Origin of the sequence: Labrenzia sp. 011 (assembly GCF_003075075.1) — a bacterium.
Taxonomy (GTDB): domain Bacteria; phylum Pseudomonadota; class Alphaproteobacteria; order Rhizobiales; family Stappiaceae; genus Roseibium.
The window spans coordinates 1-23943 of record NZ_QCYM01000004.1 but is presented as its reverse complement, the minus strand read 5'-3'; the positions used below and the strand labels follow the sequence as shown (position 1 = coordinate 23943).

22 protein-coding genes and 1 pseudogene are annotated in these 23943 nt (G+C 62.6%); 12 read left to right on the top strand and 11 right to left on the bottom strand.

Going from position 1 to position 23943, the window contains the following annotated elements:
* Positions 1 to 4: 4 nt before the first annotated feature.
* The 4 genes from narJ to DCO57_RS06270 are packed head-to-tail and all read right to left on the bottom strand — an operon-like array spanning position 5 to position 8721.
* Entirely contained in the window at positions 5 to 730 is a 726-nt protein-coding gene (gene narJ, locus DCO57_RS06285; protein WP_116698025.1) for a nitrate reductase molybdenum cofactor assembly chaperone, read from the bottom strand.
* A complete protein-coding gene (gene narH, locus DCO57_RS06280; protein WP_116698024.1) occupies positions 730 to 2253 on the bottom strand; it encodes a nitrate reductase subunit beta in 1524 nt (507 codons plus the stop codon). The genes narJ and narH overlap by 1 nt, the downstream gene beginning before the upstream one ends.
* Positions 2250 to 5990, bottom strand: a complete 3741-nt coding sequence (locus DCO57_RS06275) for a nitrate reductase subunit alpha (RefSeq protein WP_116698023.1) — start codon at positions 5988 to 5990, stop codon at positions 2250 to 2252. Before DCO57_RS06275 ends, narH begins: the two co-directional genes overlap by 4 nt.
* 13 nt (positions 5991 to 6003) lie before the next feature.
* Positions 6004 to 8721 carry an MFS transporter gene (locus tag DCO57_RS06270; RefSeq protein WP_116698224.1) on the bottom strand — a complete coding sequence of 906 codons (2718 nt, stop codon included), beginning with the start codon at positions 8719 to 8721 and terminating at the stop codon, positions 6004 to 6006.
* A 138-nt stretch (positions 8722 to 8859) separates the two neighbouring features.
* On the opposite strand from DCO57_RS06270, the gene DCO57_RS06265 reads away from it, so the two are divergent.
* Both DCO57_RS06265 and DCO57_RS06260 read left to right on the top strand, forming a co-directional pair.
* Positions 8860 to 9228, top strand: a complete 369-nt coding sequence (locus DCO57_RS06265; protein WP_133192634.1) for a hypothetical protein — start codon at positions 8860 to 8862, stop codon at positions 9226 to 9228.
* A gap of 182 nt (positions 9229 to 9410) precedes the next feature.
* Positions 9411 to 10115 (top strand): Crp/Fnr family transcriptional regulator, encoded by a 705-nt coding sequence (locus DCO57_RS06260; protein WP_116698021.1) that lies wholly within the window; start codon positions 9411 to 9413, stop codon positions 10113 to 10115.
* A 66-nt stretch (positions 10116 to 10181) separates the two neighbouring features.
* Here DCO57_RS06260 and DCO57_RS06255 read toward each other — a convergent pair whose 3' ends face one another.
* The 6 genes from DCO57_RS06255 to DCO57_RS06230 form a co-directional block, all read right to left on the bottom strand.
* Positions 10182 to 10454 carry a cytochrome C oxidase subunit IV family protein gene (locus DCO57_RS06255; protein ID WP_116698020.1) on the bottom strand — a complete coding sequence of 91 codons (273 nt, stop codon included), beginning with the start codon at positions 10452 to 10454 and terminating at the stop codon, positions 10182 to 10184.
* 6 nt (positions 10455 to 10460) lie between these two features.
* On the bottom strand, positions 10461 to 11027 hold the full coding sequence (locus tag DCO57_RS06250; RefSeq protein ID WP_347876550.1) for a cytochrome c oxidase subunit 3 family protein: 567 nt from the start codon (positions 11025 to 11027) through the stop codon (positions 10461 to 10463).
* 77 nt (positions 11028 to 11104) lie between these two features.
* Positions 11105 to 11491: a hypothetical protein gene (locus DCO57_RS06245; protein WP_116698019.1), complete on the bottom strand. Its 387-nt coding sequence runs from the start codon at positions 11489 to 11491 to the stop codon at positions 11105 to 11107.
* Positions 11464 to 12375 (bottom strand): U32 family peptidase, encoded by a 912-nt coding sequence (locus DCO57_RS06240; protein ID WP_116698018.1) that lies wholly within the window; start codon positions 12373 to 12375, stop codon positions 11464 to 11466. The genes DCO57_RS06245 and DCO57_RS06240 overlap by 28 nt, the downstream gene beginning before the upstream one ends.
* A gap of 3 nt (positions 12376 to 12378) precedes the next feature.
* Positions 12379 to 13380 carry a peptidase U32 family protein gene (locus DCO57_RS06235; protein WP_244287900.1) on the bottom strand — a complete coding sequence of 334 codons (1002 nt, stop codon included), beginning with the start codon at positions 13378 to 13380 and terminating at the stop codon, positions 12379 to 12381.
* A gap of 5 nt (positions 13381 to 13385) precedes the next feature.
* Positions 13386 to 13946: an SCP2 sterol-binding domain-containing protein gene (locus DCO57_RS06230; RefSeq protein WP_116698016.1), complete on the bottom strand. Its 561-nt coding sequence runs from the start codon at positions 13944 to 13946 to the stop codon at positions 13386 to 13388.
* Positions 13947 to 14099: 153 nt separating this feature from the next.
* Between DCO57_RS06230 and DCO57_RS06225 the strand changes: the two genes are divergently transcribed.
* The 7 genes from DCO57_RS06225 (at position 14100) to DCO57_RS06195 (ending at position 20814) form a co-directional block, all read left to right on the top strand.
* On the top strand, positions 14100 to 15611 hold the full coding sequence (locus tag DCO57_RS06225) for a UbiD family decarboxylase (RefSeq protein WP_116698222.1): 1512 nt from the start codon (positions 14100 to 14102) through the stop codon (positions 15609 to 15611).
* Positions 15608 to 16192 carry a UbiX family flavin prenyltransferase gene (locus DCO57_RS06220; protein ID WP_116698015.1) on the top strand — a complete coding sequence of 195 codons (585 nt, stop codon included), beginning with the start codon at positions 15608 to 15610 and terminating at the stop codon, positions 16190 to 16192. Before DCO57_RS06225 ends, DCO57_RS06220 begins: the two co-directional genes overlap by 4 nt.
* Positions 16193 to 16346: 154 nt before the next feature.
* Positions 16347 to 16742 carry a YbaN family protein gene (locus tag DCO57_RS06215; protein WP_208977834.1) on the top strand — a complete coding sequence of 132 codons (396 nt, stop codon included), beginning with the start codon at positions 16347 to 16349 and terminating at the stop codon, positions 16740 to 16742.
* Between the two features lie 139 nt (positions 16743 to 16881).
* Positions 16882 to 17877 carry an ABC transporter substrate-binding protein gene (locus tag DCO57_RS06210; protein ID WP_116698013.1) on the top strand — a complete coding sequence of 332 codons (996 nt, stop codon included), beginning with the start codon at positions 16882 to 16884 and terminating at the stop codon, positions 17875 to 17877.
* Positions 17878 to 17978: 101 nt separating this feature from the next.
* Positions 17979 to 18815, top strand: coding sequence for an ABC transporter permease subunit (locus tag DCO57_RS06205; RefSeq protein WP_116698012.1), 837 nt, complete (start codon positions 17979 to 17981; stop codon positions 18813 to 18815).
* On the top strand, positions 18812 to 19561 hold the full coding sequence (locus DCO57_RS06200) for an ATP-binding cassette domain-containing protein (protein WP_116698011.1): 750 nt from the start codon (positions 18812 to 18814) through the stop codon (positions 19559 to 19561). Before DCO57_RS06205 ends, DCO57_RS06200 begins: the two co-directional genes overlap by 4 nt.
* Positions 19558 to 20814 carry an NnrS family protein gene (locus DCO57_RS06195; protein WP_116698010.1) on the top strand — a complete coding sequence of 419 codons (1257 nt, stop codon included), beginning with the start codon at positions 19558 to 19560 and terminating at the stop codon, positions 20812 to 20814. Before DCO57_RS06200 ends, DCO57_RS06195 begins: the two co-directional genes overlap by 4 nt.
* Positions 20815 to 20929: 115 nt before the next feature.
* Here DCO57_RS06195 and DCO57_RS06190 read toward each other — a convergent pair whose 3' ends face one another.
* Positions 20930 to 21628: a cyclic nucleotide-binding domain-containing protein gene (locus DCO57_RS06190; RefSeq protein ID WP_116698009.1), complete on the bottom strand. Its 699-nt coding sequence runs from the start codon at positions 21626 to 21628 to the stop codon at positions 20930 to 20932.
* 303 nt (positions 21629 to 21931) lie between these two features.
* Here DCO57_RS06190 and DCO57_RS06185 point away from each other — a divergent pair, with 303 nt between their 5' ends.
* The 3 genes and pseudogenes from DCO57_RS06185 to DCO57_RS06175 all read left to right on the top strand — a co-directional run.
* Positions 21932 to 22477, top strand: a complete 546-nt coding sequence (locus tag DCO57_RS06185) for a DUF2478 domain-containing protein (protein ID WP_116698008.1) — start codon at positions 21932 to 21934, stop codon at positions 22475 to 22477.
* 162 nt (positions 22478 to 22639) lie between these two features.
* A complete protein-coding gene (mog, locus tag DCO57_RS06180) occupies positions 22640 to 23173 on the top strand; it encodes a molybdopterin adenylyltransferase (RefSeq protein ID WP_116698007.1) in 534 nt (177 codons plus the stop codon).
* A 198-nt stretch (positions 23174 to 23371) separates the two neighbouring features.
* Positions 23372 to 23780, top strand: a pseudogene (locus DCO57_RS06175) (transposase); the annotation flags it as partial.
* Positions 23781 to 23943 lie beyond the last annotated feature (163 nt).

Below are 23943 nucleotides of genomic sequence, written 5' to 3'. Positions count from 1 at the left end.
TCCGTCAGTCAGCCGCCGGCCGAAGCATCGGCGCGGGCGTCTGGGGGGGATCCATTTTGGCGAGCATGTCGCGCACTTGCGGGCAGTCGGCATTCGGATCGGGACCGAACAGCACTTCGCTTTCCTCCCAGACCTCGTCAAGCGCTTGAAGATCGTTGGGATCGTCGTCGGGCCGGTCGAGCATTTCTGCCACCGCTTCCTTGTCTGCCTTCACCCCGGACAGTTGCACCAACGCTCCGAACACCGGCGCATAATTGCTTTCGCGCCGCGAAAGCCGGCCGATCAGGGCGGTGAAGATATGCGCCGCATCCGCCAGGGTTTCGCGGGCCTCGGTGAACGGACGTGTGGCAAGGAACTCCAGCAGGACCGGAAGATGGTCCGGAAGCTCCGGTGTCACCGGATCGAACCCGCCCGCACGGTAGGTTTCGACCAGCGACACCATCGCCCCTCCCCGATCCCGGCTTTCGCCGTGGACATGTTCAAACAGGTTCAGGGACAGGGTGCGCGACCGGTCGAAGAGCATGACATATTGCTCCTCGAGATCGTAAATGTCGCGACTGGCCAGTTCCTCGACCAGCGGGCGCAATGCCCGCCGCTCGGCGGCGGTCAGCCGCGTGTCGGAGGCCAGAACGGCACCGATCTCCGGCATGGCCTTCTGCAATTCCCGTGTCGGGTAGCTCAGGACCAGCGACAGGGCCTTGAGCGTGCGATCCTGGAGTTGGGGGTCCATCACAGCACCTCCGAAGGCATCTTGAGGGGTTTTCTGGACCCGCCGAACAAGGATCCCGTCGAAATGCCCGACGAACATCCGTTGGAGTCGGTAAATCCGCAGCCCCCGCGCAGGTCATAGGCGTCCTCGACCTGTTCGCGATGGGTGGTGGGGATCACGAAACGGTCCTCGTAATCCGCCAGAGCCATGATCTTGTACATGTCCTCGATCATGCGGCCGCTCAGGCCGACGCGCTCGGCGATGCCTTCGTCGATGACACCCTCCACGGTCTTCGAACGCATGTAGGACCGCATCGCCAGCATCCGTTCCAGAGCGCTGATCACGGGTTCCTCATCGCCGGCGGTGAGCATATTGGCCAGGTAACGCACCGGAATACGCAGGTTGCGGACGTCGGGCATGGCGCCGTCAAGCCCGATCTTGCCGGCCTCGGCGGCATTCTGGATGGGCGAAAGCGGCGGGATATACCAGACCATGGGCAGCGTCCGGTATTCCGGATGCAGCGGAAAGGCCACCTTCCACTCCATCGCCATTTTCCAGATCGGGCTTTCGCGCGCCGCCTTGATCCAGTCCTCGGGAATGCCGTCGGCACGCGCCGCCTCGATGACCGCCGGATCGTTGGGGTCCAGGAAAACGCCGAGCTGGGCATCATAGAGATCCTGCTCGTCCTCCATGTTGGCCGCTTCCTCGATCTTGTCGGCGTCATAGAGCATCACGCCCAGATAGCGGATACGCCCCACGCAGGTTTCCGAACAGACCGTCGGGTTGCCGGACTCGATCCGCGGGTAACACAGGGTGCATTTCTCGGATTTGCCGGTGGACCAGTTGTAATACACCTTCTTGTAGGGGCAGCCGGACACGCACATGCGCCAGCCGCGGCACACTTCCTGGTCGATCAGGACGATGCCGTCCTCCTCGCGCTTGTAGATCGCGCCCGAGGGGCACGACGATACGCAGGCCGGGTTCAGGCAGTGTTCGCACAGCCGGGGCAGATACATCATGAAGGTGTTTTCGTATTCCCCGTAGATCTCCTTCTGAATGCCCTCGAAGTTGTAGTCCCCGGACCGCTTCGAAAATTCGCCGCCCAGGATTTCGTCCCAGTTCGGACCTTTCTCGATCTTCTCGATCCGCTCGCCGGTGATGACCGAACGCGGGCGGGCCGTCGGAAAGGCCTCCATCTCGGGCGCCGATTTCAGGTGGTCGTAGTCGAAGGTGAAAGGTTCATAGTAATCGTCGATTTCCGGCAGGTTCGGATTGCCGAAGATATTCGCCAGGATCCGCCACTTGCCGCCCTGCCTGGGCTGAAGTTTGCCGGATCTGGTACGCTCCCAGCCACCCTTCCAGCGTTTCTGGTTCTCCCAGTCCGTGGGATAGCCAAGGCCGGGCTTGGTTTCGACGTTGTTGAACCATGCGTATTCGACCCCCTCGCGGCTGGTCCACACGTTCTTGCAGGTGACAGAGCAGGTGTGACACCCGATGCATTTGTCGAGGTTCAGCACCATGCCGATTTGTGCGCGGACTTTCATTCTGCGGCCTCCGTCTGAGCGGGTTGGTACGGCTTCTCGGCGTCAAGCCAGTCGACCTTGTTCATCTTTCTCACGACGACAAATTCGTCCCGGTTCGCGCCGACCGTGCCGTAGTAGTTGAAACCGTAGGATTGCTGGGCATAGCCGCCGATCATATGGGTCGGCTTCAGCACCGTGCGCGTGACGGAATTGTGGATGCCGCCGCGATTGCCGGTCTTCTGCGACCCCGGCGTGTTCACGATCTTTTCCTGGGCGTGATACATGAAGGTGGTGCCCTTCTTGATCCGCTGGGACACAACGGCCCGGGCCGTCAGCGCGCCGTTGACGTTGTACACCTCGATCCAGTCGTTGTCGGCGATGCCCGCGGTTGCCGCGTCCACCTCCGATATCCAGACCACCGGCCCGCCCCGGTTCAGGGTCAGCATCAGCAGGTTGTCGGTATAGGTGGAATGGATGCCCCATTTCTGGTGCGGCGTTATGAAGTTCAGGACCAGAGTGTCGCCCTTGTCCTTCACCGCCTCCGTCACCGACTTCAGGTCGACCGGCGGCCGGTAGGACATGAAGCCTTCGCCGAAGGCCCGCATCCACAGGTGATCCTGATAGAGCTGCTGCCGGCCCGTCAGCGTCCGCCACGGGATCAGTTCATGCACGTTGGTATAGCCGGCGTTGTAGCTGACTTTCTCCGATTCAATGCCCGACCACGTGGGGCTGGAGATGATCTTGCGCGGCTGGGCGGCGATGTCACGAAAGCGGATCTTGTTGTGGTGCTCACCTTCGGCCAGATGGGCATGTTCGCGCCCGGTCGCCTTTTCCAGCGACTGCCAGGCCTTGACCGCGACTTCGCCATTGGTCTCGGGCGCCAGCATCAGGATCGTTTCGCAGGCGTCGATGCCGGTGTCGATCCTGGGCCGGCCAGCGGCGGAGCCGTCCAGCTGCCGCCCGTTCAGATCACCAAGGTTTTCGACTTCATCCTCGGTGTTCCAGGTGATCCCCTTGCCGCCGTTGCCGAGCTTGTCCATGAGGGGCCCGAGCGTGACAAAGCGGTCATGGATCGCGGTATAGTCCCGCTCGACGGGCACGTAATTGGGCGCTGTCTTGCCGGGGATCAGATCGCATTCGCCCTTTTTCCAGTCTCTCACCTGGTCCTGGGCAAGCTCGGACGGCGTGTCGTGCAACGTCGGCACGGCCACCACGTCCGTCTCCCTGCCGAGATAGCCGGGGACGATGTCCTGCAGTTTCCGGGCAAGAGACTTGAAGATTTCCCAGTCGGATCTGGATTCGTAGGCCGGATCGACCGCCGCCTGAAGCGGGTGGATGAACGGATGCATGTCCGATGTGTTCATGTCGTCCTTTTCGTACCAGGACGCCGTGGGCAGGACGATGTCGGAATAGACCGCCGTGGTGGACATGCGGAAGTCGATGGTCACCAGAAGGTCCAGTTTCCCGCGCGGCGCGTCCTTGTGCCAGACCGCCTCCTTCGGCATCTGGCCGCCTTCCTCACCCAGATCCGCTCCCAGGACACCATGGTCGGTGCCCAGCAGGTGCTTGAGGAAATATTCATGCCCCTTGCCGCTCGATCCCAGCAGGTTGGAGCGCCAGACAAACATGTTGCGAGGCCAGTTTTCCGGCGCATCGGGATCTTCGCAGGACATCTGCAATTCGCCGGACTTCAGGGTCTCCGCGACATAGGCCGGAATGTCCTTGCCCGCCGCCTTCGCCGCCTTCCCCACCTCCAGCGGATTGGTTTTCAACTGCGGCGCAGAAGGCAGCCACCCCATCCGTTCGGCACGGATGTTGTAGTCAATCATGGAGATGTCCCAGTCGCCTTCAGGTGCCGTCGGCGACAGGATGTCCTTCACGGTCATCTTCTCATACCGCCATTGGTCGGTATGAGCATAGAACGCGCTGGTGCCGTTCATCTGGCGCGGCGGCCGGTTCCAGTCCAGCGCAAAGCACAGTGGCAGCCAGCCGGTCTGCGGACGCAGCTTTTCCTGCCCCACGTAATGCGCCCAGCCGCCACCGGACTGACCGACGCAACCGCACATCACCAGCATGTTGATGATGCCGCGGTAGGACATGTCCATGTGATACCAGTGGTTGATCCCCGCACCGAGGATCACCATCGACTTGCCATGCGTCTTTGCCGCATTGGAGGCGAATTCGCGCGCCACATGAATGATCTTGTCGGCCTTCACACCGGTGATCTTTTCCGCCCAGGCGGGGGTGCCGGGCATGTCGTTGGCAAAGTCGTTCGTGACCCAGTCGCCGCCCAGTCCGCGATCGAGACCGTAGTTGGCGCAGAAAAGATCGAACACGGTCGCGACCCGGACCTTGCCCTCCTTCGTCTCGATCACCTTCACCGGGACATTGCGGGTCAGAACATCCGGGTGATCGGCGTTGGTGGCAAACTGGCCGACGGCCATGCCGCCGAAATAGGGAAAGTCGACGCCGAGAACCTCATCGTGATCTTCCTCGCGCACAAAGCTCTTCCGAAGACGGGTCTGGGCATCCTTCGCCTTTTCCTCGAGGTTCCAGACACCGTCCTGCCCCCAGCGATAGCCGATCGACCCGTTCGGCGCGACCAGTCCCCCGCTGAGTTCGTCATAGGCGACGGTCTTCCATTCGGGGTTGTTGGCCTCCCCCAGCTTGTCGTCCAGATCGTCGGCGCGCAGGAACCGGCCGGGAACCAGCTTGCCGTCCTGTTCCTCCAGCCTGACCAGCATCGGAAAGTCGGAATATTTGCGTGTATAGTCCTCGAAATAGTCGACCTGGCGATCCAGATGGAATTCCCGCAGGATCACGTGCCCGAAGGCCATGGCCAGAGCCGCGTCCGTGCCTTGCCGGGCGTTCAGCCACACATCGCCGAATTTCGCTGCCTCGGAATAGTCCGGCGAGACCACGGCGGACTTGGTGCCCTTGTAGCGCACTTCCGTGTAGAAATGCGCATCCGGCGTGCGTGTCTGCGGCACGTTCGAGCCCCACAGCAGCAGAAAACCGGCATTGTACCAGTCTGCGCTCTCCGGCACGTCCGTCTGTTCGCCCCAGGTCATCGGGGACGCCGGCGGCAGGTCGCAATACCAGTCATAGAAGCTCAGGCAGGTGCCGCCCAGAAGGCTGAGATAGCGCGCGCCGGCGGCATAGCTGACCATCGACATGGCCGGGATCGGCGAAAAGCCGAACACGCGGTCGGGGCCCCAGGTCCTGGCCGTATAGGCATTGGCGGCGGCGGTGATCTCGGTCGCCTCGTCCCAGGTGGCGCGCACGAAACCTCCCTTGCCGCGCGTCTTGACATAGGAGGCGCGCAGGACCGGGTCTGCCTGCAGTTTGGTCCAGGCTTCGATCGGGCCCAGCGTCTTGCGCAGCTCGCGCCAGATCTTCATCAGCCGGCCGCGCACCAGCGGATTTTTCACCCGGTTGGCCGAATACAGATACCAGCTGTAGCTTGCTCCCCGGGCACAGCCGCGCGGCTCGTGATTGGGCAGATCCGCACGGGTGCGGGGGTAGTCGGTCTGCTGGGTTTCCCAGGTCACGATGCCGGACTTGACGTAGATCTTCCAGCTGCACGACCCGGTGCAGTTCACCCCGTGCGTGGACCGCACGATCTTGTCGTGCCGCCAGCGGTTGCGGTAGGTATCCTCCCAGTCGCGGCTTTCACGAGTGACCTGTCCGTGCCCGTCCGAAAACTGTTCGAGTTCCTTGGGCTGCAGAAAGTTCAATCTGTCGAGCAGATGGCTCATGGTGTTTCCTTTCCTATTCGGCCGGTTGGGCGGCGGCAGCGCCGCGACCGCGTTCGATGTCATGGAGAAGCCCGCCCGGGCGCGCGTAGTAGACCCAGGTCAGCACCAGGCAGATGACGTAGAAGACCAGAAAGCCCCACAGCGCGCCGACGGCGGAGCCTGTCATCGCGATCGACGTGCCATATGCCTGCGGGATGAAGAACGCTCCGTAGGCGGCGATGGCGGATGTGAAGGCGATGATCGCGGCGCTTTCGCGTTCCGCCTGGCGGCGGCTTTCGGCCGCATCCAGTTCCGGCATCAGGCGCGGCACTTCGCGCCCCATGATCGCGGGTATCATCTGGAAGGTGGAGGCATTGCCGACCCCGGTCAGGAAGAACAGCGCCATGAAACAGGCAAAGAATGCCGTGAAGCTGCCCGCTCCCAGTGAGGTGATGACACCGAAGACCGCGACGATCATGGCGACAAAGACCCACAGGGTGACACGCCCGCCGCCGAAGCGGTCGGACACCCACCCGGTGGCGGCCCGGCTCAGAGCCCCCACCAGCGGCCCGAGGAACACGAATTGCAGCGCATTCACTTCGGGAAAGGCCAGTCGGGTCAGCAGCGGGAAGCCTGCCGAATAGCCGATGAAGCTGCCGAATGTGCCGGTATAGAGAATGCACATCAGCCAGTTGTGCTTGCGGGTGAAAATGATCGCCTGCTCGCGGAAGCTGGCCTTGGCATCGGCGATGTCGTTCATCCCGAGCCATGCAGCGACTGTCGACAGGAGGATGAAGGGCACCCAGATGAAGCCCGCGTTCTGCATCCACAGCTGGCTGCCGTCTTCCAGCGTAACCGGGTCGCCGCCCATCGCCCCGAACACGCCCATCGTGATGACAAGCGGCACCAGGAACTGCATCACCGAAACGCCCAGGTTGCCCAGACCTGCGTTCAGGGCCAGGGCATTGCCCTTTTCGGCTTTCGGAAAGAAGAAGGCGATATTGGCCATCGACGAGGCGAAGTTGCCGCCGCCCAGGCCGCACAGCAGCGCCAGAACCAGGAAGATGAGATATGGCGTCTCGGCGTCCTGGACCGCATAGCCAATGCCCATTGCGGGCAACAGCAGCGAAGCCGTCGACAGTGTCGTCCACAACCGTCCGCCGAAGATCGGCACCATGAAGCTGTAGAAGATCCGCAGCGTCGCCCCGGACAGGCCCGGCAATGCCGCAAGCCAGAACAGCTGGGTCGTGGTGAAGTCGAAGCCGATTGCCGGAAGCTTCGCCACCACCATCGACCAGACCATCCAGACCGAGAAGGCCAGCAACAGCGCCGGGATGGAAATCCACAGGTTGCGGCGGGCGATCCGGCGGCCCCTGGCCTGCCAGAAGGCGGCGTTTTCAGGCACCCATTCCTCAAGTGTGTGAGGCGCCCCGGCGGTTTCAGGCAGCGGAAAGCCGTCCAGTTCGGCCAGTTCCGGCAAGGCGTCGCGCGACACGCCATGTGCCTCGCGTTCCATCATCTGGATGGCAAAGTGCATCCAGACGAGAGCCGCTCCAACCAACAGGAACAACAGGGCAAAACAGGAGGTATAGACCCCGGTCAGGTCCAGGACCGTGCCGAACACGATGGGCAGGACGAAGCCCCCCAGTCCGCCGATCATCCCGACAAGACCGCCGACGGCCCCCACATGTTGGGGGTAATAGACCGGAATGTGTTTGAAGACAGCTGCCTTCCCCAGGCTCATGAAGAATCCCAGGGCAAACAGAAGCATCACGAAGGGCCAGAAACCCATGCTCGTGGAAAAGGCGATCGGACCGTTCCGTCCCTGGATGACATAGTCGGTCGCCGGGTAGGACAGCATGAACAGCAGAATGGTCGAGAAGCCGAGGCTCCAGTACATGACCTTGCGTGCCCCGAACTGATCCGACAGCTTGCCGCCATAGGCGCGGAACACCGACGCGGCGAGGCTGAAGGACGCGGCCGCCATGCCCGCGGTCTCGACGCTCACGCTATAGACGTCGATCAGATAGTGCGGCAGCCACAGGGCCAGCGCGACGAAGGCGCCAAAGGCGAAGAAGTAGTAAAGCGAGAAGCGCCAGACCTGCAGATTCTTCAGGGGCGCGAACTGTTCGGCCAGGGACGGTGCCCGGACACCGGATTGGCGGCGCGCGACCAGTTCGGGATCGTCTTTCGCCAGAAGAAAGAACAGCACGCCCATGATGGCCAGACCCGCGGCCCAGGCGTAGGCCACGCCGTGCCATCCGAAGGCGACCATCACGAAGGGGGCGACGAACTTTGTCACCGCGGCACCCACATTGCCGGCACCGAAGATGCCCAGCGCCGTGCCCTGACGGCCTGCGTCGTACCAGCGCGAGACATAGGCAACGCCGATGATGAACGATCCGCCCGCAAGGCCGATGCCCAGGGCGGCGATCAGATACATGATGTAGCTGTCTGCCAGCGTGAGTGCCCATGTGGCCAGAGCCGTCAGGATCATCTGGACCGAAAAGACCAGCCTGCCACCGTATTTTTCCGTCCAGACACCCAGGAACAGGCGCGTAACGGACCCGGTCAGGATCGGTGTGGCAACGAGAAGGCCGAACTCGGTATCGTTCAGCCCCAACTCCGCCTTGATGGCGACACCGATGATCGAGAAAATCGTCCAGACGGCAAAACACGCCGTAAATGCGATTGTACTCAGTCCAAGGGCCCTGTTCTGATCCGCGGTGCGGACGGTCCCGGTACTGTCCATGAAATTGCCTCCTCGCGTCTGCGTGTGCGACATGCTTTCTTCAAGCACGTTGAGGAGATTGAGGACTTCGGACCGGCTGCTCTTGATTTGGATCAAGATGTCTCAGGAAACGCAGCAAAACAAATGATGCGGACACACATGTCGAGGCAATTCCATCGAAACATCAAGCAGTTGAAAATACCGATCAATCAGGCTCTTGATATTTATCAAGATGCCAATTGTTATTTAAACGCGACCGAAGCAACCGCTTCCGGGATCCTATGGCGAGAAATCCGGCGCCTCGCCTTGCCGGCGAACATCTCCATCGGCACCGGTTTCCACGATCGAAGCGAGCCCCCTGGAAACAATTGCCTGCAATTCGGAAAGAGGCTTTGCCGACATCCTTTCCGGAAAGCCGGCTTCGCGGAATTCAGGACAGCGCTTGATCCGGTCGACGCTTCGGCCACGATCAGGGACCCCGTTTCAGGCGCCATCGAAGCGCGCTTCAGCATCCGCCCCTCGCCCTGAAACCGTGACTGCGGGCGTGCGGCCCGACATCCGCCAGGCTGCTGCAGGCCCGTTGTCCCAGGCCTTCGGCCTTGCGGCACATCGACATGTGAAACATCGTCAGTGGCCCTACTCACCTATTGTGCAAAATCACTATATGTCTCATGCCTGTTCCGTCGCGTGGACTGAAAGGGTCACAAGGAATGCCTACCGAACGCCAGAGAAAGATTGCCCGCACCTCGCTGTTGCTGAAGAGTTTTCCGGAACAGATCCGGGAAATGGTTCTCAGCATGTCCAGCTGGTCGACCTACGACAGGGGGAAGACCCTGTTCCTGCAGGGGGAAACGGCTCAGGCGATTCACATCGTGATGGATGGCTGGGTGAAGCTGTACAGGATTTCACCCAACGGCGGCGAGGCCATCGTCAATGTGTTCACCAGGGGAGAAAGCTTCGGCGAAGCGGTCGCCTTCCGCGGTCTGGCCTACCCGGTCTCGGCCGAAGCGGTTACGTCCTGCGAGGTGATGCGCATTCCGAGCATCGCGCTGCTGGAAGCCATGCGCAAAGACCCGGAGATCGCCGTCTCCATGATCGCGTCCACCTTTGCCCATCTGCACTCGCTCGTCTCGCAGCTGGAACAGCTCAAGGCTCAGACCGGCCCGCAGCGCGTCGCCGAATTCCTCCTGGAACTGTGCGATCAGGAAAAAGGGCAGTGCGAGGTTACCCTCCCCTACGACAAGTTCCTGATCGCCGGCCGTCTGGGCATGAAACCCGAAAGCCTGTCGCGATCCTTCGCCCGTCTCAAGTCCGCCGGAGTGCGCGTCAACCGCAATCACGCGGAAATCGACGATATTGAACGGTTGCGGACCTTTTCCGAGGAAGATCCCGTCGAAGCCTGGCACAAGGGATGACCGACTGACTTCAAGGTTGATTGCGGCCGGAAGCGCGCATGTTCGGCATTGGAGTGTCAGCCGCTTTTACCGGACGAGACCCGGAGCCAGAAACAGGCCGAGCAACAGCAGGCAGTAGAGACCCAGCACCCAGTTGAAGCCGCTCAGCCAGCCGGGCGCCTGCCAAAGACCGAGGTAGCGGGCGAGAATGACCCGCGCCTTCATCCAGGCAAACAGGAGGATGACGGCACCGGCACTACTGGCGCCGAACCCCGCACCATCCGTCAGGGCAACCATAACGGATGCCGCGCTCAGCATCATGAGCATCACCCAGGCACGTGTCGTGGCATCACGGATCATCGCAGATCACCCCAGAAGATAGATAACGGGAAACAAAAGAACCCAGACGAGATCGACCATGTGCCAGAAGGCCGTTCCGGCCTCCATGTCTCCCGGATCGTCCTTCCAGGCGACCAGAGCGAGAATGACCATTCCGGCCAGGACATGGGCCGCATGAAATCCCGTCAGCAGGTAGTAGAAGGTGAAGAAGGGATGGGTCTCGGTGGAAATGCCTTCTCCCGCCTTTTCCATATATTCGTCGATCTTCAGCGCCATGAAGATTGCCCCCAGTCCGATGGCCGCGACCAGGTGCCAGCGGGCCGCGGACCGTTGCGCCAGCAGCCGCAGGTTCAGTGCGCGAGCCGCCAGAAACCCGCTCGTGATCAGGACAATGGTGTTGATGCCGGCAGCCGTCGGGGACAGCCTGGCCTGCGCCAGGGAAAATCCGGACGGATCGGTGATCCTGACGGACAGGAATGCCGCCAGCCCCGCCCCGAAAACCAGCAACTCGCTGACGATCAGAACCCACATCATGAGATCGCCGGGCAGTGTCTCCAGCGCGTTTGCGGATGCATTTTCAGGTCCGTCGTCCAACCTGTTCTCCTGTCAGCTGAGGGGTGATCTGCGGCAGAGCCTGTTCGAGCCGACCCTTGCAGGAAAGGACGTACCGGTCATCGTGAAGGTGTTATCGATGCCAGTTCCGTCAGATATCTCGCACAGCGATCTGCAAGATCGGCGAGGAATTTCAGGCTCTCGGCATGGTCGTGCATTTCCTGCGGGCTCAGCGCCTGCTCTTCCATCCGGGTGAGTTCCGACATGAATTCAACTCCTGCACCAAGTTGCGCATAGTCGGCGGAAATTGTCCGGATCAGTTCCTTCTGCCGTTTCCGTTTGCGCCAGACCTCGATCGCGACGATCGTGCGGTCCAGCTGTGTCTTGCAGGTGCATGGCATGTCGAGACGCGCCAGTTCGCGGTGGATCTGGTCCACCACGTCACAGCAGGAATCCCGCAGGGGCACCACGTCGTCGGTCATGCAGGAAGGGCTGTCTTCTTCCATCCCGGTTCTCCAGAAAGATAAGCGTTACACAGGGGGCCCGGCAAATTCATTGCGGTCAGCCGCGCTTCCAGCTCCTGCGCATCGATGCCGCCATCCAGAAACGTCCGGAATACGGTCAAGACCTCGACCATGCCAAGCGAGTGCGGCGACAGGCGCAGACGCCTTATGCCCGTCGCTTTCAGCTGTCCGCCGGAAAGACCGGAATAGTGACAGGCATCGGACAGGGTCTGGATACCGTTTGCCGCCAGGAACCGCGTTCCGTCGAGGGTCGCAATGTCCATCCCGTCCGGGTCCTTCTCACACACGAACTGACAGGAATCCTTGCGCAGACCATGTGCCCTTGCGTGGTAGCAGCGGGAGGACAGCGCCAGAGGCAATCTGCCGAAAGCAAATAGTTCCGTGTCGACTTCTGGAACAAGCGCGGTGATCTTCTGGATCGAGGCAAGCGGGAGCTCGACAGGCGGACACCAGCTGGTCGCCCCCTGTTCCGCCAGAAACCGCAGGCTGGCTTCATTGTAGATATTCAGGAACGGGCCGACGGCGAAGCGACGGCCCCGACAGGCAGGCAGCATGGACATGTCGTTGATTTCGATGGGCATGTCATAGGCCGCCTGCTGGGCGAGGATGTTCCTCTCCCGCTTGTTGACCGGCTGGGCAAGCGTCGAAAGCACGACCTCCTTGCCCGCGTCTGTCAGCATCGCGATGGCGTCCGGCCAGACGGGATCGTTATACGGCATGCGTTTGCCGCACACGACCTCACCGAGGTAAACCCGGTCCACGGGCGCTTCGGCGGCTATCTGCTTGTAGAACTCCAGGAGCCGGTCCGCCGGCCAGTTGAACAGGCAGGGCCCCAGAGCAAGTTCGATGGGAGATGCGACCGTCATGTATTACCGCCACGTTTTTCTGTAGGAACCGGTCGTCTGCTGCCCGCCCTCGGACATGGCTTTCAACGCGGAAATCGCGGCACGCGCGTCAGCGCCGCCGGACAAGCCGTCGACCGCCTTGCGAAACGCGCCCACAACACCGGCGATATAGGCCTTGCCGCGCTGCCGGCCCTCGATCTTCAGCGCCGTCACACCCGCCTTTGCAAGCTCTTCCAGCAGTTCAAAGGCGTTCAGACTGACCGGATCCTCGAAGAGATAACCGCTGCGCCCCAGGGCGGAGAACCGCCCCTTGCAGAGGGTCGGATATCCGGCAGGCTCTCCCCGTTCGAAACAGTCGATGGTGAAGCCGCCCAGACGCGCCTTCATTCGCCCTGCTTCGTCTTCCGCGTAGTCAACATGATCGGGCGGCGAACAGACGCCGGTCAGATTTGGAGACTTGCCGGTCGCATAGGACGACAGCGAACAGCGTCCTTCCGTCATGACGCACAGGCCGCCGAAAACAAACACTTCCGTTTCCACATCGATCTCGCGGTTCAGCGCCGCGATTTCGGTGACGCTGAACACCCGTGGCAGGACCACGCGTTTTACGCCGAATGTCTCGGTGTAGAACCGGATCGCCTCCGGGGTGTTGGCCGCGGCCTGAACGGACAGATGCAGGCGAAGATCCGGATGGCGGGTCGCGGCATGATCCAGAACGGCAATATCGGCCGCGATGATCGCATCCGCGCCGCAATCAGCGGCGTTGTCGACGGCGTTTTTCCAAAGGTCTGTGCTTCCGGCCTGCGCGAAGGTGTTGATCGCGACAAGAACCTTCGCGCCCCGCCCATGCGCGTAATCGACGCCCCGGGACAGTTCCTCGGGCGAGAAATTGAGTCCCGGAAAATTCCGGGCATTGGTCTCGTCGGCAAAGCCGCAATAGATCGCGTCCGCGCCTGCATCGGCAGCGGCCCGCAAGGCGGCGGGTGTCCCCGCCGGACAGACCAGTTCCATCCGCTTCCCGCTCATCACAGTCACGAATGCCGCCCTGGAGCACGGTTGCTCCACTCCGCTGAAACGGACGCGAAATGCCGGACCTGTGCAAGCAGGCTGCGTGTGATGTCGTCGACCCAGCGGGCGGGCGCATCGGCAAGACCGAAGAACTCCCCGCAGGTCAGATTGGCTTCTTCCAGCGTATTTCGCAGCGCAAGAACATATTCGGTCCTGCCCTGAATCCTGAGATCGCGCGAGAAGAACAGCGCATCGCCGTCATAGGTCCCGTCCAGAAGACCGAGCAACACCAGAAACGGCGCCCGTATGATCGCCTCCGCATCGCCGATCTCGTTTTTTTCGCAGATCGCCACCCTTGAGTTGTCTGCGTCGAGCGAGAGAAGAAAGGCGTGCGGCATGTCGTCGGGAACGATCGCGATCGGCACATGGACGACGGCGCCAAGCCGGCGCAGCAGGTCCGGTCTTCGGGCCACCAGACGCCGGGTGAACACGGACAGGAGCGCTTCGATCGGCGACCTGGGAAGAGGTTCGATCAGCGTGGAAACGACGGGCGGGAGGCTGAGATTTGTATGTAGGTCTTGCATGCGGGGTCTCACTTTCCGGCACAGACCCTATGCCGACTCCCGAAGCGGAGTTCTTGACAATAATCAAGGCCCTTCAGATCCCGCTCCCGGATACCGGCGGCTCCCGCAGGCGCGTTTCCGATGTCTGCCTTTCACGAACCAACGGTCCCCTTCATGTCCAGCCGCGACCTGCAACCGTTTCGCAATCTCAGGGAATTTCTCGCCTTCCTGGGCGAAAACCGGGAACTTCTGCATGTCAGGGACCCGGTGGATGTGGAGCTCGAAGCGACCGCATTGCACCGGAAGGCGATTGAACGCGGCGGCCCCGCACTCCTGCTGGAAACACCCGTGAAAGCAGGCGTGAAGCAATTTGCCGCACCTCTTCTTGTCAACCTGTTCGGCACCCGCAAACGGGTCGCCAACGGACTGGGACTGGCGCCGGAGCACCTGCCGGCGCTCGGCGAATTCCTTGCCTCCCTGCGCGCACCCTCACCTCCGGCGAGCCTGCGCGAAACCTGCAAGCTGTTTCCCGTTGCCAGAGCCGGTCTGAACACCCGCCCGAAACGGGTATCCTTCGACAGGAAGCTCAAGACGGTGGCGCCCGACCTGACCCGGCTGCCTGTCCAGACCTGCTGGCCGGAGGACGCGGGCCCCCTGATCACCTGGGGCGTCGTCGTGACCCGCCCGCCGGGGCCGGACGATCCGCGCAGCTACAATCTCGGGATCTACCGGATGCAGGTTCTGGGACCGGACACCGCAATCGTCCGCTGGCTCCCCTTCCGCGGCGGCGCCGTCCATTACCGGCAATGGCGTGACGAGGGCAAGGCGATGCCCGTAGCCGTCATGATCGGCTGCGATCCCGCAACCCTGCTGGCCGCGGTCCTGCCCGCGCCGGGCAACATCAGCGAACTCGCGCTTGCCGGGATCTTCAACAACGCCTCGGTGCGCCTTTCTCCCTGCAGCACGATCGACATGCATGTACCCGAGAGCGCCGAAATCGTTCTCGAGGGCGAGGTGCAGCCCGGGGAAACGGCTCTGGAAGGGCCCTTCGGCGATCACACGGGCTATTACAACGACCCTGCGCCCTACCCGCTTTTCCGGCTGCGAAGCCTGCGCATGCGCGATGATGCCGCCTATCTGTCGACCTTCACCGGCCGCGCGCCGGACGAGCCCTCGGTCATCGGCGAGGCCATGACGGATCTGTTCCGGCCGATCCTGCGGCAGGCGCTGCCGGAGGTCGTTGACGTCTTCCTGCCTCCCGCCACCTGCTCCTATCGGGTGGCCATCCTGGCGATCGACAAGCTCTATCCCGGTCAGGCCAAACGCGCGATGCTGGGCTTCTGGTCGCTCCTGCCGCAGTTCTCCATGACCAAATATGTCATCGCCGTCGATCCGGACATCAACCTTCGCGACTGGGATGAGGTCATGTGGGCGGTCGCAACCCGCTCGGATCCGGAGCGGGACATGATCGTGCTCGAGGGGACCCCGGTGGATCAGCTCGACTTCGCCAGTCCGCGCGTCGGCCTCGGCGGCAAGCTCGGCATCGACGCGACGGTCAAGGTCGGTTCCGAAACAGCCCGGCCCTTCGCGGCCAGGCTGGTCATGCCGGACGATGTGGATGCCCGTGCCGAGGCGCTGTTTGCCACCATCTCGCGCGGGACGGCCATGGAAGGAACAGCCAGGTGAGCGCAGACAAAAACGTCGTCGTGGGAATTTCCGGTGCCTCGGGGGCCGGTCTTGCCCTGGAGACACTCCGGATCCTGAAGGACTTGCGGATCGCCCGCCATGTGACGGTGACCGCGGGGGCCGAACTGACGATCCGCCATGAGCTGGGTGCGCAGGCGCGCGCGGAGATCCATGCGCTTGCCACGCACGACCTGCATCCCTCCGATCTGACCGCAGCGATCGCAAGCGGGTCCTTCAGGGCTGAGGCAATGCTCGTTGTGCCCTGCTCGATGCGCAGTCTGGCGGCGATCGCCTACGGGACCGGTGAGGGCCTGCTTGCCCGCGCGGCGGATGTCACCCTGAAGGAACGCCGGCCGCTGGTTCTTGTCGCGCGCGAGGCCCCTCTGCACGAAGGGCATCTGGAAGCCATGCTGAAGGTCACCCGCATGGGCGCCATCGTCTTTCCACCGGTTCCGCCATTCTATTCCGGCCTTGCGGACCTGGACGACATGAACCGGCAGATCGCGGCGCGCGCCCTGGCCACGGCAGGCCTGGATCCCGAAGGACACTTGCGACGCTGGACCGGTTGCCCCGACAGCTGATGGCGTCGGGCCATCCCGGACCCGCGCGCCTCCCGGTCAGAAGACGCCCTCTCCCCGGCCGGAAAAATCCCCTCACTTGACCAATGTCAAATGAACGCAGTGCGCCGCCTGCTAAATTATGACTATAATATTCCACTTAAAGGAATCGAGTGCCTTGAGAATCCTTCTGAACGAAGCCGTCCCAACGGCAAGACGCGCGTTCTGGCTGTTTCTGGGAACATCCGCACTGGGATTGGGTGCGCTCGGGGCCGTGTTGCCGATCTTGCCGACGACACCCTTTGTCATTCTCGCCGCTTTTTCCTTCGGCAAAAGCGCCCCCCGGATCCAGGCGACGCTGGAAAGCAACCCTGTATTCGGCCCTGTCATAACCGACTGGCGCGAAAGCGGCGCGATTGCCCCGCGGTTCAAACTCCTGTCGATCGCCATGATGGCGGGCGTCTTCGCGCTCAGTCTGGCCCTGTCCGTCTCTGTGCCGGTTCTTTGTGTTCAGGCCTTGTGCATGGCTGGAGCCGCCATTTTCATCCTCGGACGCCCCTCCCCGGCGGCCTGAGATCCACAGCCAGCTTCGTGCGAGCCATTCCTGCCGCCCCGAAAGCGGCTCCTCATATCCCCGGTCCTGCAGCACCTGATCGCGAGCGGCTGCAACGATGGCATGTCGCACCAGACCCGGGAACTCCGGAGAAAATGAAATGTCCTTCAAGCCCCTGCTGACCCGCCGCAATGCGCTTTCCCTTCTGGCCGCAGGCGTTGCCGTTCCGTTGCTGCCCGCCGCCGCGCAAGCGGAGACGATCGGGACACTTTCGCTTTTCGGCCCGCCCGCCGGTCCTTCGGTAACCCTCGCCAACGCCGTCGCCAATGGAGGGTTTCAGGAAATCGCCGATGAGGCGACATTCTCGGTCTGGCGGAATCCGGACGAACTGCGCGCCGGACTGACATCCGGCGAAATCGGCCTGTCGGTCGTGCCCGTTCAGGCCGCCGCGAACCTTTACAACCGGGGATTTCCGATCCGCCTCGCAAATGTCATGACCAATGGTCTCCTTTACGTCATCAGCGAAGACGAGACCATCGGCTCGGTTCCCGACCTCAAGGGGCGGCGCGTTGCCGTCCCCTTCCGCGGCGACACGCCGGAGATCATTTTCACGCAACTTCTCGCGCACAACGGCCTGGATCCGGAAGCCGATCTGGACATCGCCTACGCGGGCACGCCGATCGAAGCGATGCAGCTTCTGCTCGCCGGACAGGTTGACGCCGCCCTCACCGCCGAGCCGTCGACCACGGCCGGGATCCTGCGCGGACGCAAGGCCGGCAAGACGGTGACGCGGGTCATCGACCTGCAGGCGGCCTGGGGCCAGATGACCGGAGCAGCGCCCGTCCTGCCGCAGGCGGGACTGGCGGTCACCCAGGGGTTTCTGGAGGCGCATGGCACCTCGCTCCCGGATGTCCTGACCGTGCTGCGCATCGCGACGGCGGAGGTCCTGGCAACCCCGTCTCAGGCAGCGACCCATGCGAGCAAGCCGCTCGGACTGCCCGCGCCCTTGCTGGCCGCGTCCATCCCGCACAGCAATCTTGTGGCACGGCCGGCGCGCGAGGCGCGTGCCGACATCGAACGCATGCTCGAAGCCATGGCGGGCGAGAACAAGGCCCGGATCGGCGGCAAGCTCCCGGACGACGGCTTCTACCTGTGAGGACACCCGGCCTCCCGCAGCCATGCGGGCGCAGGTGACAGAAGACTGAACCTGAGCCGGCCGCATCCGCCGACCGGCTCACTTTCGAAGACCTTTCGCAAATGACCACAAGACGTCACGGCACTCTCCTCCCGCGCCTTGCCGACCGTATCGGCCGGGTTCTGGAGTTCCTGTGGTCCGGCTGGGCTGGACTTGCCGCGATGTGCCTCCTGGCCGCCGTCTGGCAGGCAGGTCATGAAGCCTATGGGCCTTTCATTCTGACCTCCCCGGTCGAAACGCTGCAGGCCGCCGCCGCATTGGCCTCCGATCCCCGTGCCTGGGCCCTTGCGCTGACCACGCTTCAGCGGGCCGTCACGGGATTCGCCCTGGCCGCGCTCCTGGGGGGAGGACTGGGGATCGTTGCGGGCTATTCACCTGCCACGATGCGCCTCGCCTCACCGCTTGTGACCGTCATCCTGGGAGTTCCGCCGATTGCCTGGATCGTGCTTGCCATGATCTGGTTCGGCGGTTCGGATGCAACGGTGCGCACGGTCATTCTGATCGCGGCATTGCCGGTCGTGTTCCTGGGGGCGGCTCGCGGAATTCTGACCCGGGACCGGGGTCTCGACCGGATGGCCCAGGCCTTCGGAGCAGGGCCGTTGAGGCGGTTCCTCTCCGTCGGGCTGCGCCAGACGACGACCACCCTGTTTCCCGGCCTGGCGCTTGCCCTGGGGACGTCCTTCAAGGTGGCGGTCATGGCGGAACTTCTTGCCAATGCCGGAGGCATCGGCGGCGCGCTCGCCGACGCCCGCACCAATCTCGATATCGCCAACGCCCTTGCCTGGGTCATCGTTTCCGTGGGCCTGCTGATCGCCGTCGAATACACGCTCATCTACCCGGTCAAGGGCGAGCTCGACCGCTGGCGGCGGGCGGCCCAGCCCTGGGGGATCAGGCGATGAACGCGCTGAACCTGCAAGGCGTGGGGCATGCCTATCTCGGACGGACGGTGCTCGACGGGATCGATCTTGCGGTCGCCACGGGGGAAATCGTCGCTCTCGTTGGCCCCTCCGGTTGCGGCAAATCCACCCTGTCGCATATCGCGGCGGATCTGATCGAGGCACGCGCGGGACGGGTCCTGCGCGGCTACCGCCGTCACACGATGATTTTCCAGGAACCGGCCCTACTGCCCTGGGCAACCGCCGAAGACAACATTGCCTTTTCCCTCAAGCTGGCCGGCGTTCCACGCCGGCAGAGAGCTGCCCGCATCGCCGATACCGCTGCGCGCGTCGCGCTCTTGCCGGAAGACCTGCGGAAGTTTCCCGTTGAACTGTCCGGCGGCATGAAGCAGCGCGTGGCGATCGCCCGCGCCCTGGCGGTTCACCCGGATTTCATCTATTTCGACGAACCGTTCACGGCGCTGGACGTCGCCCTTCGCCGCCGCATGCAGGATCTCGTCATCGACACCTGCGCGGGTGGCCAGCTTTCCGGACTGTTCATCACCCATGATCTGCAGGAAGCCGCGCGTCTGGCGGACAGGATCGCGGTCCTGGACAGTCACGGCAAAGGCGTTCTCGGCATCCGGCCCCTTCCCTCGGCACCGGCCGAACGGACCGACGCCACGAATTTCGACTGGGTTCAATCGGCGCTCGCAAGCGATCCGCTGTTCCGCCATATCCACGATGTCGATGAGAGGCAGATCACATGAGCTGCGGCCCGGCGTGCCAGAGCTGCGACCGTCCCATCCCGACCGGCCTGTGGAGCGTGCTCGCGGACGAGGGCTTCCGGCTGTTTTTTACGCTCGGAGCCGTTTACGCCGCCCTGTCCCCATTTCTCTGGGTGCTTGCCTTCGGCTTAGATCTTCCGTTCGCCACGACCGTGCCGCCCCAGCTCTGGCACGGTCACGAAATGCTGGTCGGCGCGTTCGGCGCCGCCCTGATCGGCTTTCTGACCACGGCAGCGCCGGAATGGACCGATACCAGCCCGATCAGAGGCCGCGGCCTGTGGCTCCTCGCAGCCCTCTGGCTCGCCGGGCGGGCGGGTGGCCTGACCGGCTGGGACGGGCCGGGAACCGCCGGAGCGGTGGCGGATCTCGCCTGGATGTCGGTGCTCCTCGTCTATCTTCTGAAACTGTCGTGGCGGCAGAGGACCGACCGGTTGCTTGCCTTCGCACTGTGGCTGGCGATCCTGATCGCCTGCACCCTGTCTGTCCGTATCGGCTTCTGGAACGGCCACGTCGAGTTTGCCGCAAGGGCCCTACATCTGGTCGGCTTGGCCTATCTCGGTCTGCTCGGCCTGGCGCTGAGCCGCATCAGCGTTCCGGTGACCAACCACATTCTCGATCCGAGCGAGGCAACCTCGCCGTTTCGTCCCCATCCGGGACGTCTCAACCTGGCGCCGGGGCTGGTTTTCGTCGCCATGGCGGGAGACATTGCCGGTCTCAGTCCCGGCGTCTCGGGCTTTCTCCTGATGGCGGCAGGTGCGGCCTTCGTCGATCGGGTCGCAGAAGCCTTCATCGGCAGGGCGGCGTTCCAGTCGGAAATCCTGATGCTTGCGGGGTCGTCGGCCTTCGCCGGCACAGGACTGATGCTCGCCGGAGCCGCCAGGCTCGGCGCCCCCTGGGCGGAAGTCACCGGCCTGCATCTTGCCTTTCTCGGCGGACTCGGACTTGGGGTCTATTCGGTGTACTGCATCGCCGGAAAACTGCACAGCGGCCAGGCCCTCGGGCAGTCGCGGTGGGTGCGGCTTGGTGCGCTCTGCCTGTGCCTGTCGGCTTTCCTGCGCGTAGCACCGGACTTCGGACTGGACCTGCCCGGCCCCTATCACGGAATTGCCGTGAGCCTCTGGTCCATGTCTTTCTGCCTTTGGCTCGTTTCCTTCTGGCCCTACCTGAGCCGGATGGAAGCCGGCCCGCCGGACAGCTCTCCGGCCGGCTCAACCAGGGATGCCAAGGCGGCCTGAACGGATGATACTGCACCGAGCTGGCCGCGTGTCTGCCGGGTCAGGTCGTTCGGTCGGTCCCCCGGCTGCCGGACTCACCGTCCTGCCAGGGGCCTTCCTCCCGGATTTCGCCTTTTCAGACCTGCCGGTCGTCGATGCGTGGATTTGGCTTGGCCAGGGTTTCGAGGCCCTTGAGATCAGTGAAGGTGATTTCCGCTCCATTGACCTCAACCCCATAGGGTTTGAGCGTGTTGAAGGCCCGGGAGAGATTTTCCGGCGTCATGGCCAGCATGGAGGCCAGCAGTTTCTTGTCATAGGGCAAGACAATCCGGCCTGTCCCGCCCTGAACCGTATGGTAGTGCAGCAGCTTGTTGGCCAGACGTTCGACACCGGAGCGCAGTTTCAGGTTCTTGTGTGCCTTGACGACCGTTCGATAACAATCCGCAAGCTCTATGATGATCGCATGCGAAAACGCCTCGTCGCGATGAAAGGCGGCCCGCACATTCGCCGCAGGTATCAACAGAAGCTTGCACCGTTCGCAGGTGCGCGCCGACATGAGGCAGACCGCGTCTTTCAATACGGCGGCCAGAATGAATGTCGTGACAGGGGAAACCATCCCCATGGTCGCCGACCGCCCGTTCCAGTTGGTGTAGAGCTCGACACGACCCTCCAGGACGACATAGAGGAAATCGGCCGGTTCTCCTTCATGGATCAGGTCCAGCTGAGCGGGAAAGTTCTGGACGTAGGCGGCCTGCACCAGATCGTCGAAGGCCTGCTCGCTCATGCTGCGGAACAGCGGCAGTCCTCTGACCACTTCCATGTCGGTTGTGCGCATGCCTTCGTCCTCTTGATGTTTATCAAGCCCTCGGTTGGCAGAAGTACCCTAGTGGTTTGTGGGATGCAACCGTGCCCCTTGCCATCGGATTCCGGGTATTTTGATATTGATCCCCTGCGCGCTTTTTTTCCGGACAACCGCCTGTACGCTTGACAAAGATCAACAGGAAATCCGCAGCGACACGCATTCTGGCCTCACCGGAAACGGGGCGGCTCCGCGGCAACAAGACCCTGCGCGTCCCCTTCCTCCCGTTCCGGACGACGAAATGGACAACCGATCGCATCCATCGAGAAGGAAAGACGGATGACCGAAACGACACCGATCTGTGCCGCGGTTCTCACCACCAGAGGCAGCGCCGTGGACGTTCTCCTGCAAGATGTCTGCGAAACGCTCCGCCGCAACGGCCACCATGTATCAGGCGTATTGCAACGGCAGGCCGAAGCTGTCGATACATGCTGCGCCGACATGGGACTCGAACTCCTTTCAACCGGTGAACGCATCGAAATTTCGCAGCCCCTGGGCAAGGCCTCGCGCGGCTGCCGCCTGGATCCTCGCGGTCTCGCAGAGATCACCGCGCGCCTCATGCGCGAACTCGACGCCTTTCCCGACCTCCTCGTGCTCAACCGGTTCGGCAAGGGAGAACAGGACGGTCAGGGCTTCCGGCAACTGATTGCAGCTGCGGTGGAAAGGAACATTCCCGTTCTCACCGCGGTTCGCCCGCCATATCTGGAAGACTGGCGCAGCTTCACCGGAACTCTGTCGGTCGAACTGCCGGAAAACACGGCCGGCATTCTGCGCTGGTGTGCCGCTGTGGTCGAGGCGCCCCTCGCAAGGGCTGCCCATGGCTGACACGCTTTTCGGGCAACGGGCCGTGCTCCCAGACGGCAATGAAGACACCGCACGTCCCATCATGATGGCGGCTCTGATTGACCCGCCGGAACACGCCGTCACATCGAATTCAACCGCACGTCTGCCATTGCACGCACGCGATCGACACCTGGAGGTCAGGACATGCGCATCACCATTCTCACAATTTCGGATCGAGCCAGCCGGGGCGCCTATGAGGACCTTGGAGGCCCGGCGATCGACAGCTGGCTACGCAGAACCGTAACCACGCCGATGGAGATTTCACGGAAGATCATTTCCGATGGTTTCGAAACGGTCAGGGACGAACTCATCGCGCTTTGCGACCGGGAGACGGTCGATATGGTTCTGACGACCGGGGGCACCGGCCCTTCCCCGCGCGATCTTACACCGGAAGCCATGCGCGCCGTGCTCGCCAAGGAGTTTCCCGGATTTGGCGAATTGATGCGCCGCGCCAGTCTCGAACATGTCCCCACCGCAATCCTCTCTCGGCAAACCGCAGGAACGCGCGGGAAGACCTTTATTCTCAATTTGCCCGGAGCCCCTTCAAGCATCGACGTCTGCCTGAACGCCGTCTTTGCGGCAATTCCCTATTGCCTGCAACTGATCGGTGCCGGCCATATGGAGACCGACCCGGCAATCCTGGAGGCCTACTGGCCTGGACGGTTGAACAGCCGCTAGACTGGGAGCCACCTTCTTCCCGATTCCTGTGGAACGACCTCATTCAGCGATCGGTTACAACGTCCCGACCGCAATGCATGACCCCGGTGGCATCCCCAGCACGTCGCCGTGATAGCCGTCGGAAAACTCAAGCTTCCGGCGCTCCTGACTTCGGTCCCCGCCCCCCCTGTCTGATTGAGATGTGGCACTGTGGCCTTGCGGAGGGGAGCCCTGGGAACACGTGCCCCGATGACGGTGCCACAGGCAGCCGATCAGCGTTGGTCCCTCGACTTCGTCTCCGATGCCCTTATTCCCGACGTGCTACGGCACCGAACTCACGTCAAACGTCATGCTCAAATGGCAGCAGGATCGTGGCGTTGAATGGCACTACACCGCGCCAGGAAAACCGATGCAGAATGGTTTTGTCGAGAGCTTCAACGGACGACTTCGGGATGAATGCCTCAACAAACATCAATTCCGTAGCTATCGCCACGCCCGGGACATCATTGAAAACTGGAGGATCAACTTCAACCATTACCGCCCGCATACGAGCCTGGCTGGTCTAACACCACGCGAATATGCTAACCGGTCAAAGGAAGGCAAAAACCTCAACCGGGCTAACTTATAGACGCGGATAATCAGGGGCTCAGGTCAATTGGTCTGTGTATTTTTGGGATTTTGACAAAAAAAAGCCGTCCTTAGGGACGGCTTTGATTGATTTGGTTGCGGGAGCAGGATTTGAACCTGCGACCTTCAGGTTATGAGCCTGACGAGCTACCGGACTGCTCCAT

Excerpts from the sequence above, each read along its gene's own strand:
- narJ (WP_116698025.1), bottom strand. The coding sequence starts at position 730 with ATGGACCCCCAACTCCAGGATCGCACGCTCAAGGCCCTGTCGCTGGTC.
- narH (WP_116698024.1), bottom strand. The coding sequence starts at position 2,253 with ATGAAAGTCCGCGCACAAATCGGCATGGTGCTGAACCTCGACAAATGC.
- DCO57_RS06275 (WP_116698023.1), bottom strand. The coding sequence starts at position 5,990 with ATGAGCCATCTGCTCGACAGATTGAACTTTCTGCAGCCCAAGGAACTC.
- DCO57_RS06270 (WP_116698224.1), bottom strand. The coding sequence starts at position 8,721 with ATGGACAGTACCGGGACCGTCCGCACCGCGGATCAGAACAGGGCCCTT.
- DCO57_RS06265 (WP_133192634.1), top strand. The coding sequence starts at position 8,860 with ATGTCGAGGCAATTCCATCGAAACATCAAGCAGTTGAAAATACCGATC.
- DCO57_RS06260 (WP_116698021.1), top strand. The coding sequence starts at position 9,411 with ATGCCTACCGAACGCCAGAGAAAGATTGCCCGCACCTCGCTGTTGCTG.
- DCO57_RS06255 (WP_116698020.1), bottom strand. The coding sequence starts at position 10,454 with ATGATCCGTGATGCCACGACACGTGCCTGGGTGATGCTCATGATGCTG.
- DCO57_RS06245 (WP_116698019.1), bottom strand. The coding sequence starts at position 11,491 with ATGGAAGAAGACAGCCCTTCCTGCATGACCGACGACGTGGTGCCCCTG.
- DCO57_RS06240 (WP_116698018.1), bottom strand. The coding sequence starts at position 12,375 with ATGACGGTCGCATCTCCCATCGAACTTGCTCTGGGGCCCTGCCTGTTC.
- DCO57_RS06235 (WP_244287900.1), bottom strand. The coding sequence starts at position 13,380 with ATGAGCGGGAAGCGGATGGAACTGGTCTGTCCGGCGGGGACACCCGCC.
- DCO57_RS06230 (WP_116698016.1), bottom strand. The coding sequence starts at position 13,946 with ATGCAAGACCTACATACAAATCTCAGCCTCCCGCCCGTCGTTTCCACG.
- DCO57_RS06225 (WP_116698222.1), top strand. The coding sequence starts at position 14,100 with ATGTCCAGCCGCGACCTGCAACCGTTTCGCAATCTCAGGGAATTTCTC.
- DCO57_RS06210 (WP_116698013.1), top strand. The coding sequence starts at position 16,882 with ATGTCCTTCAAGCCCCTGCTGACCCGCCGCAATGCGCTTTCCCTTCTG.
- DCO57_RS06205 (WP_116698012.1), top strand. The coding sequence starts at position 17,979 with ATGACCACAAGACGTCACGGCACTCTCCTCCCGCGCCTTGCCGACCGT.
- DCO57_RS06200 (WP_116698011.1), top strand. The coding sequence starts at position 18,812 with ATGAACGCGCTGAACCTGCAAGGCGTGGGGCATGCCTATCTCGGACGG.
- DCO57_RS06195 (WP_116698010.1), top strand. The coding sequence starts at position 19,558 with ATGAGCTGCGGCCCGGCGTGCCAGAGCTGCGACCGTCCCATCCCGACC.
- DCO57_RS06190 (WP_116698009.1), bottom strand. The coding sequence starts at position 21,628 with ATGCGCACAACCGACATGGAAGTGGTCAGAGGACTGCCGCTGTTCCGC.
- DCO57_RS06185 (WP_116698008.1), top strand. The coding sequence starts at position 21,932 with ATGACCGAAACGACACCGATCTGTGCCGCGGTTCTCACCACCAGAGGC.
- mog (WP_116698007.1), top strand. The coding sequence starts at position 22,640 with ATGCGCATCACCATTCTCACAATTTCGGATCGAGCCAGCCGGGGCGCC.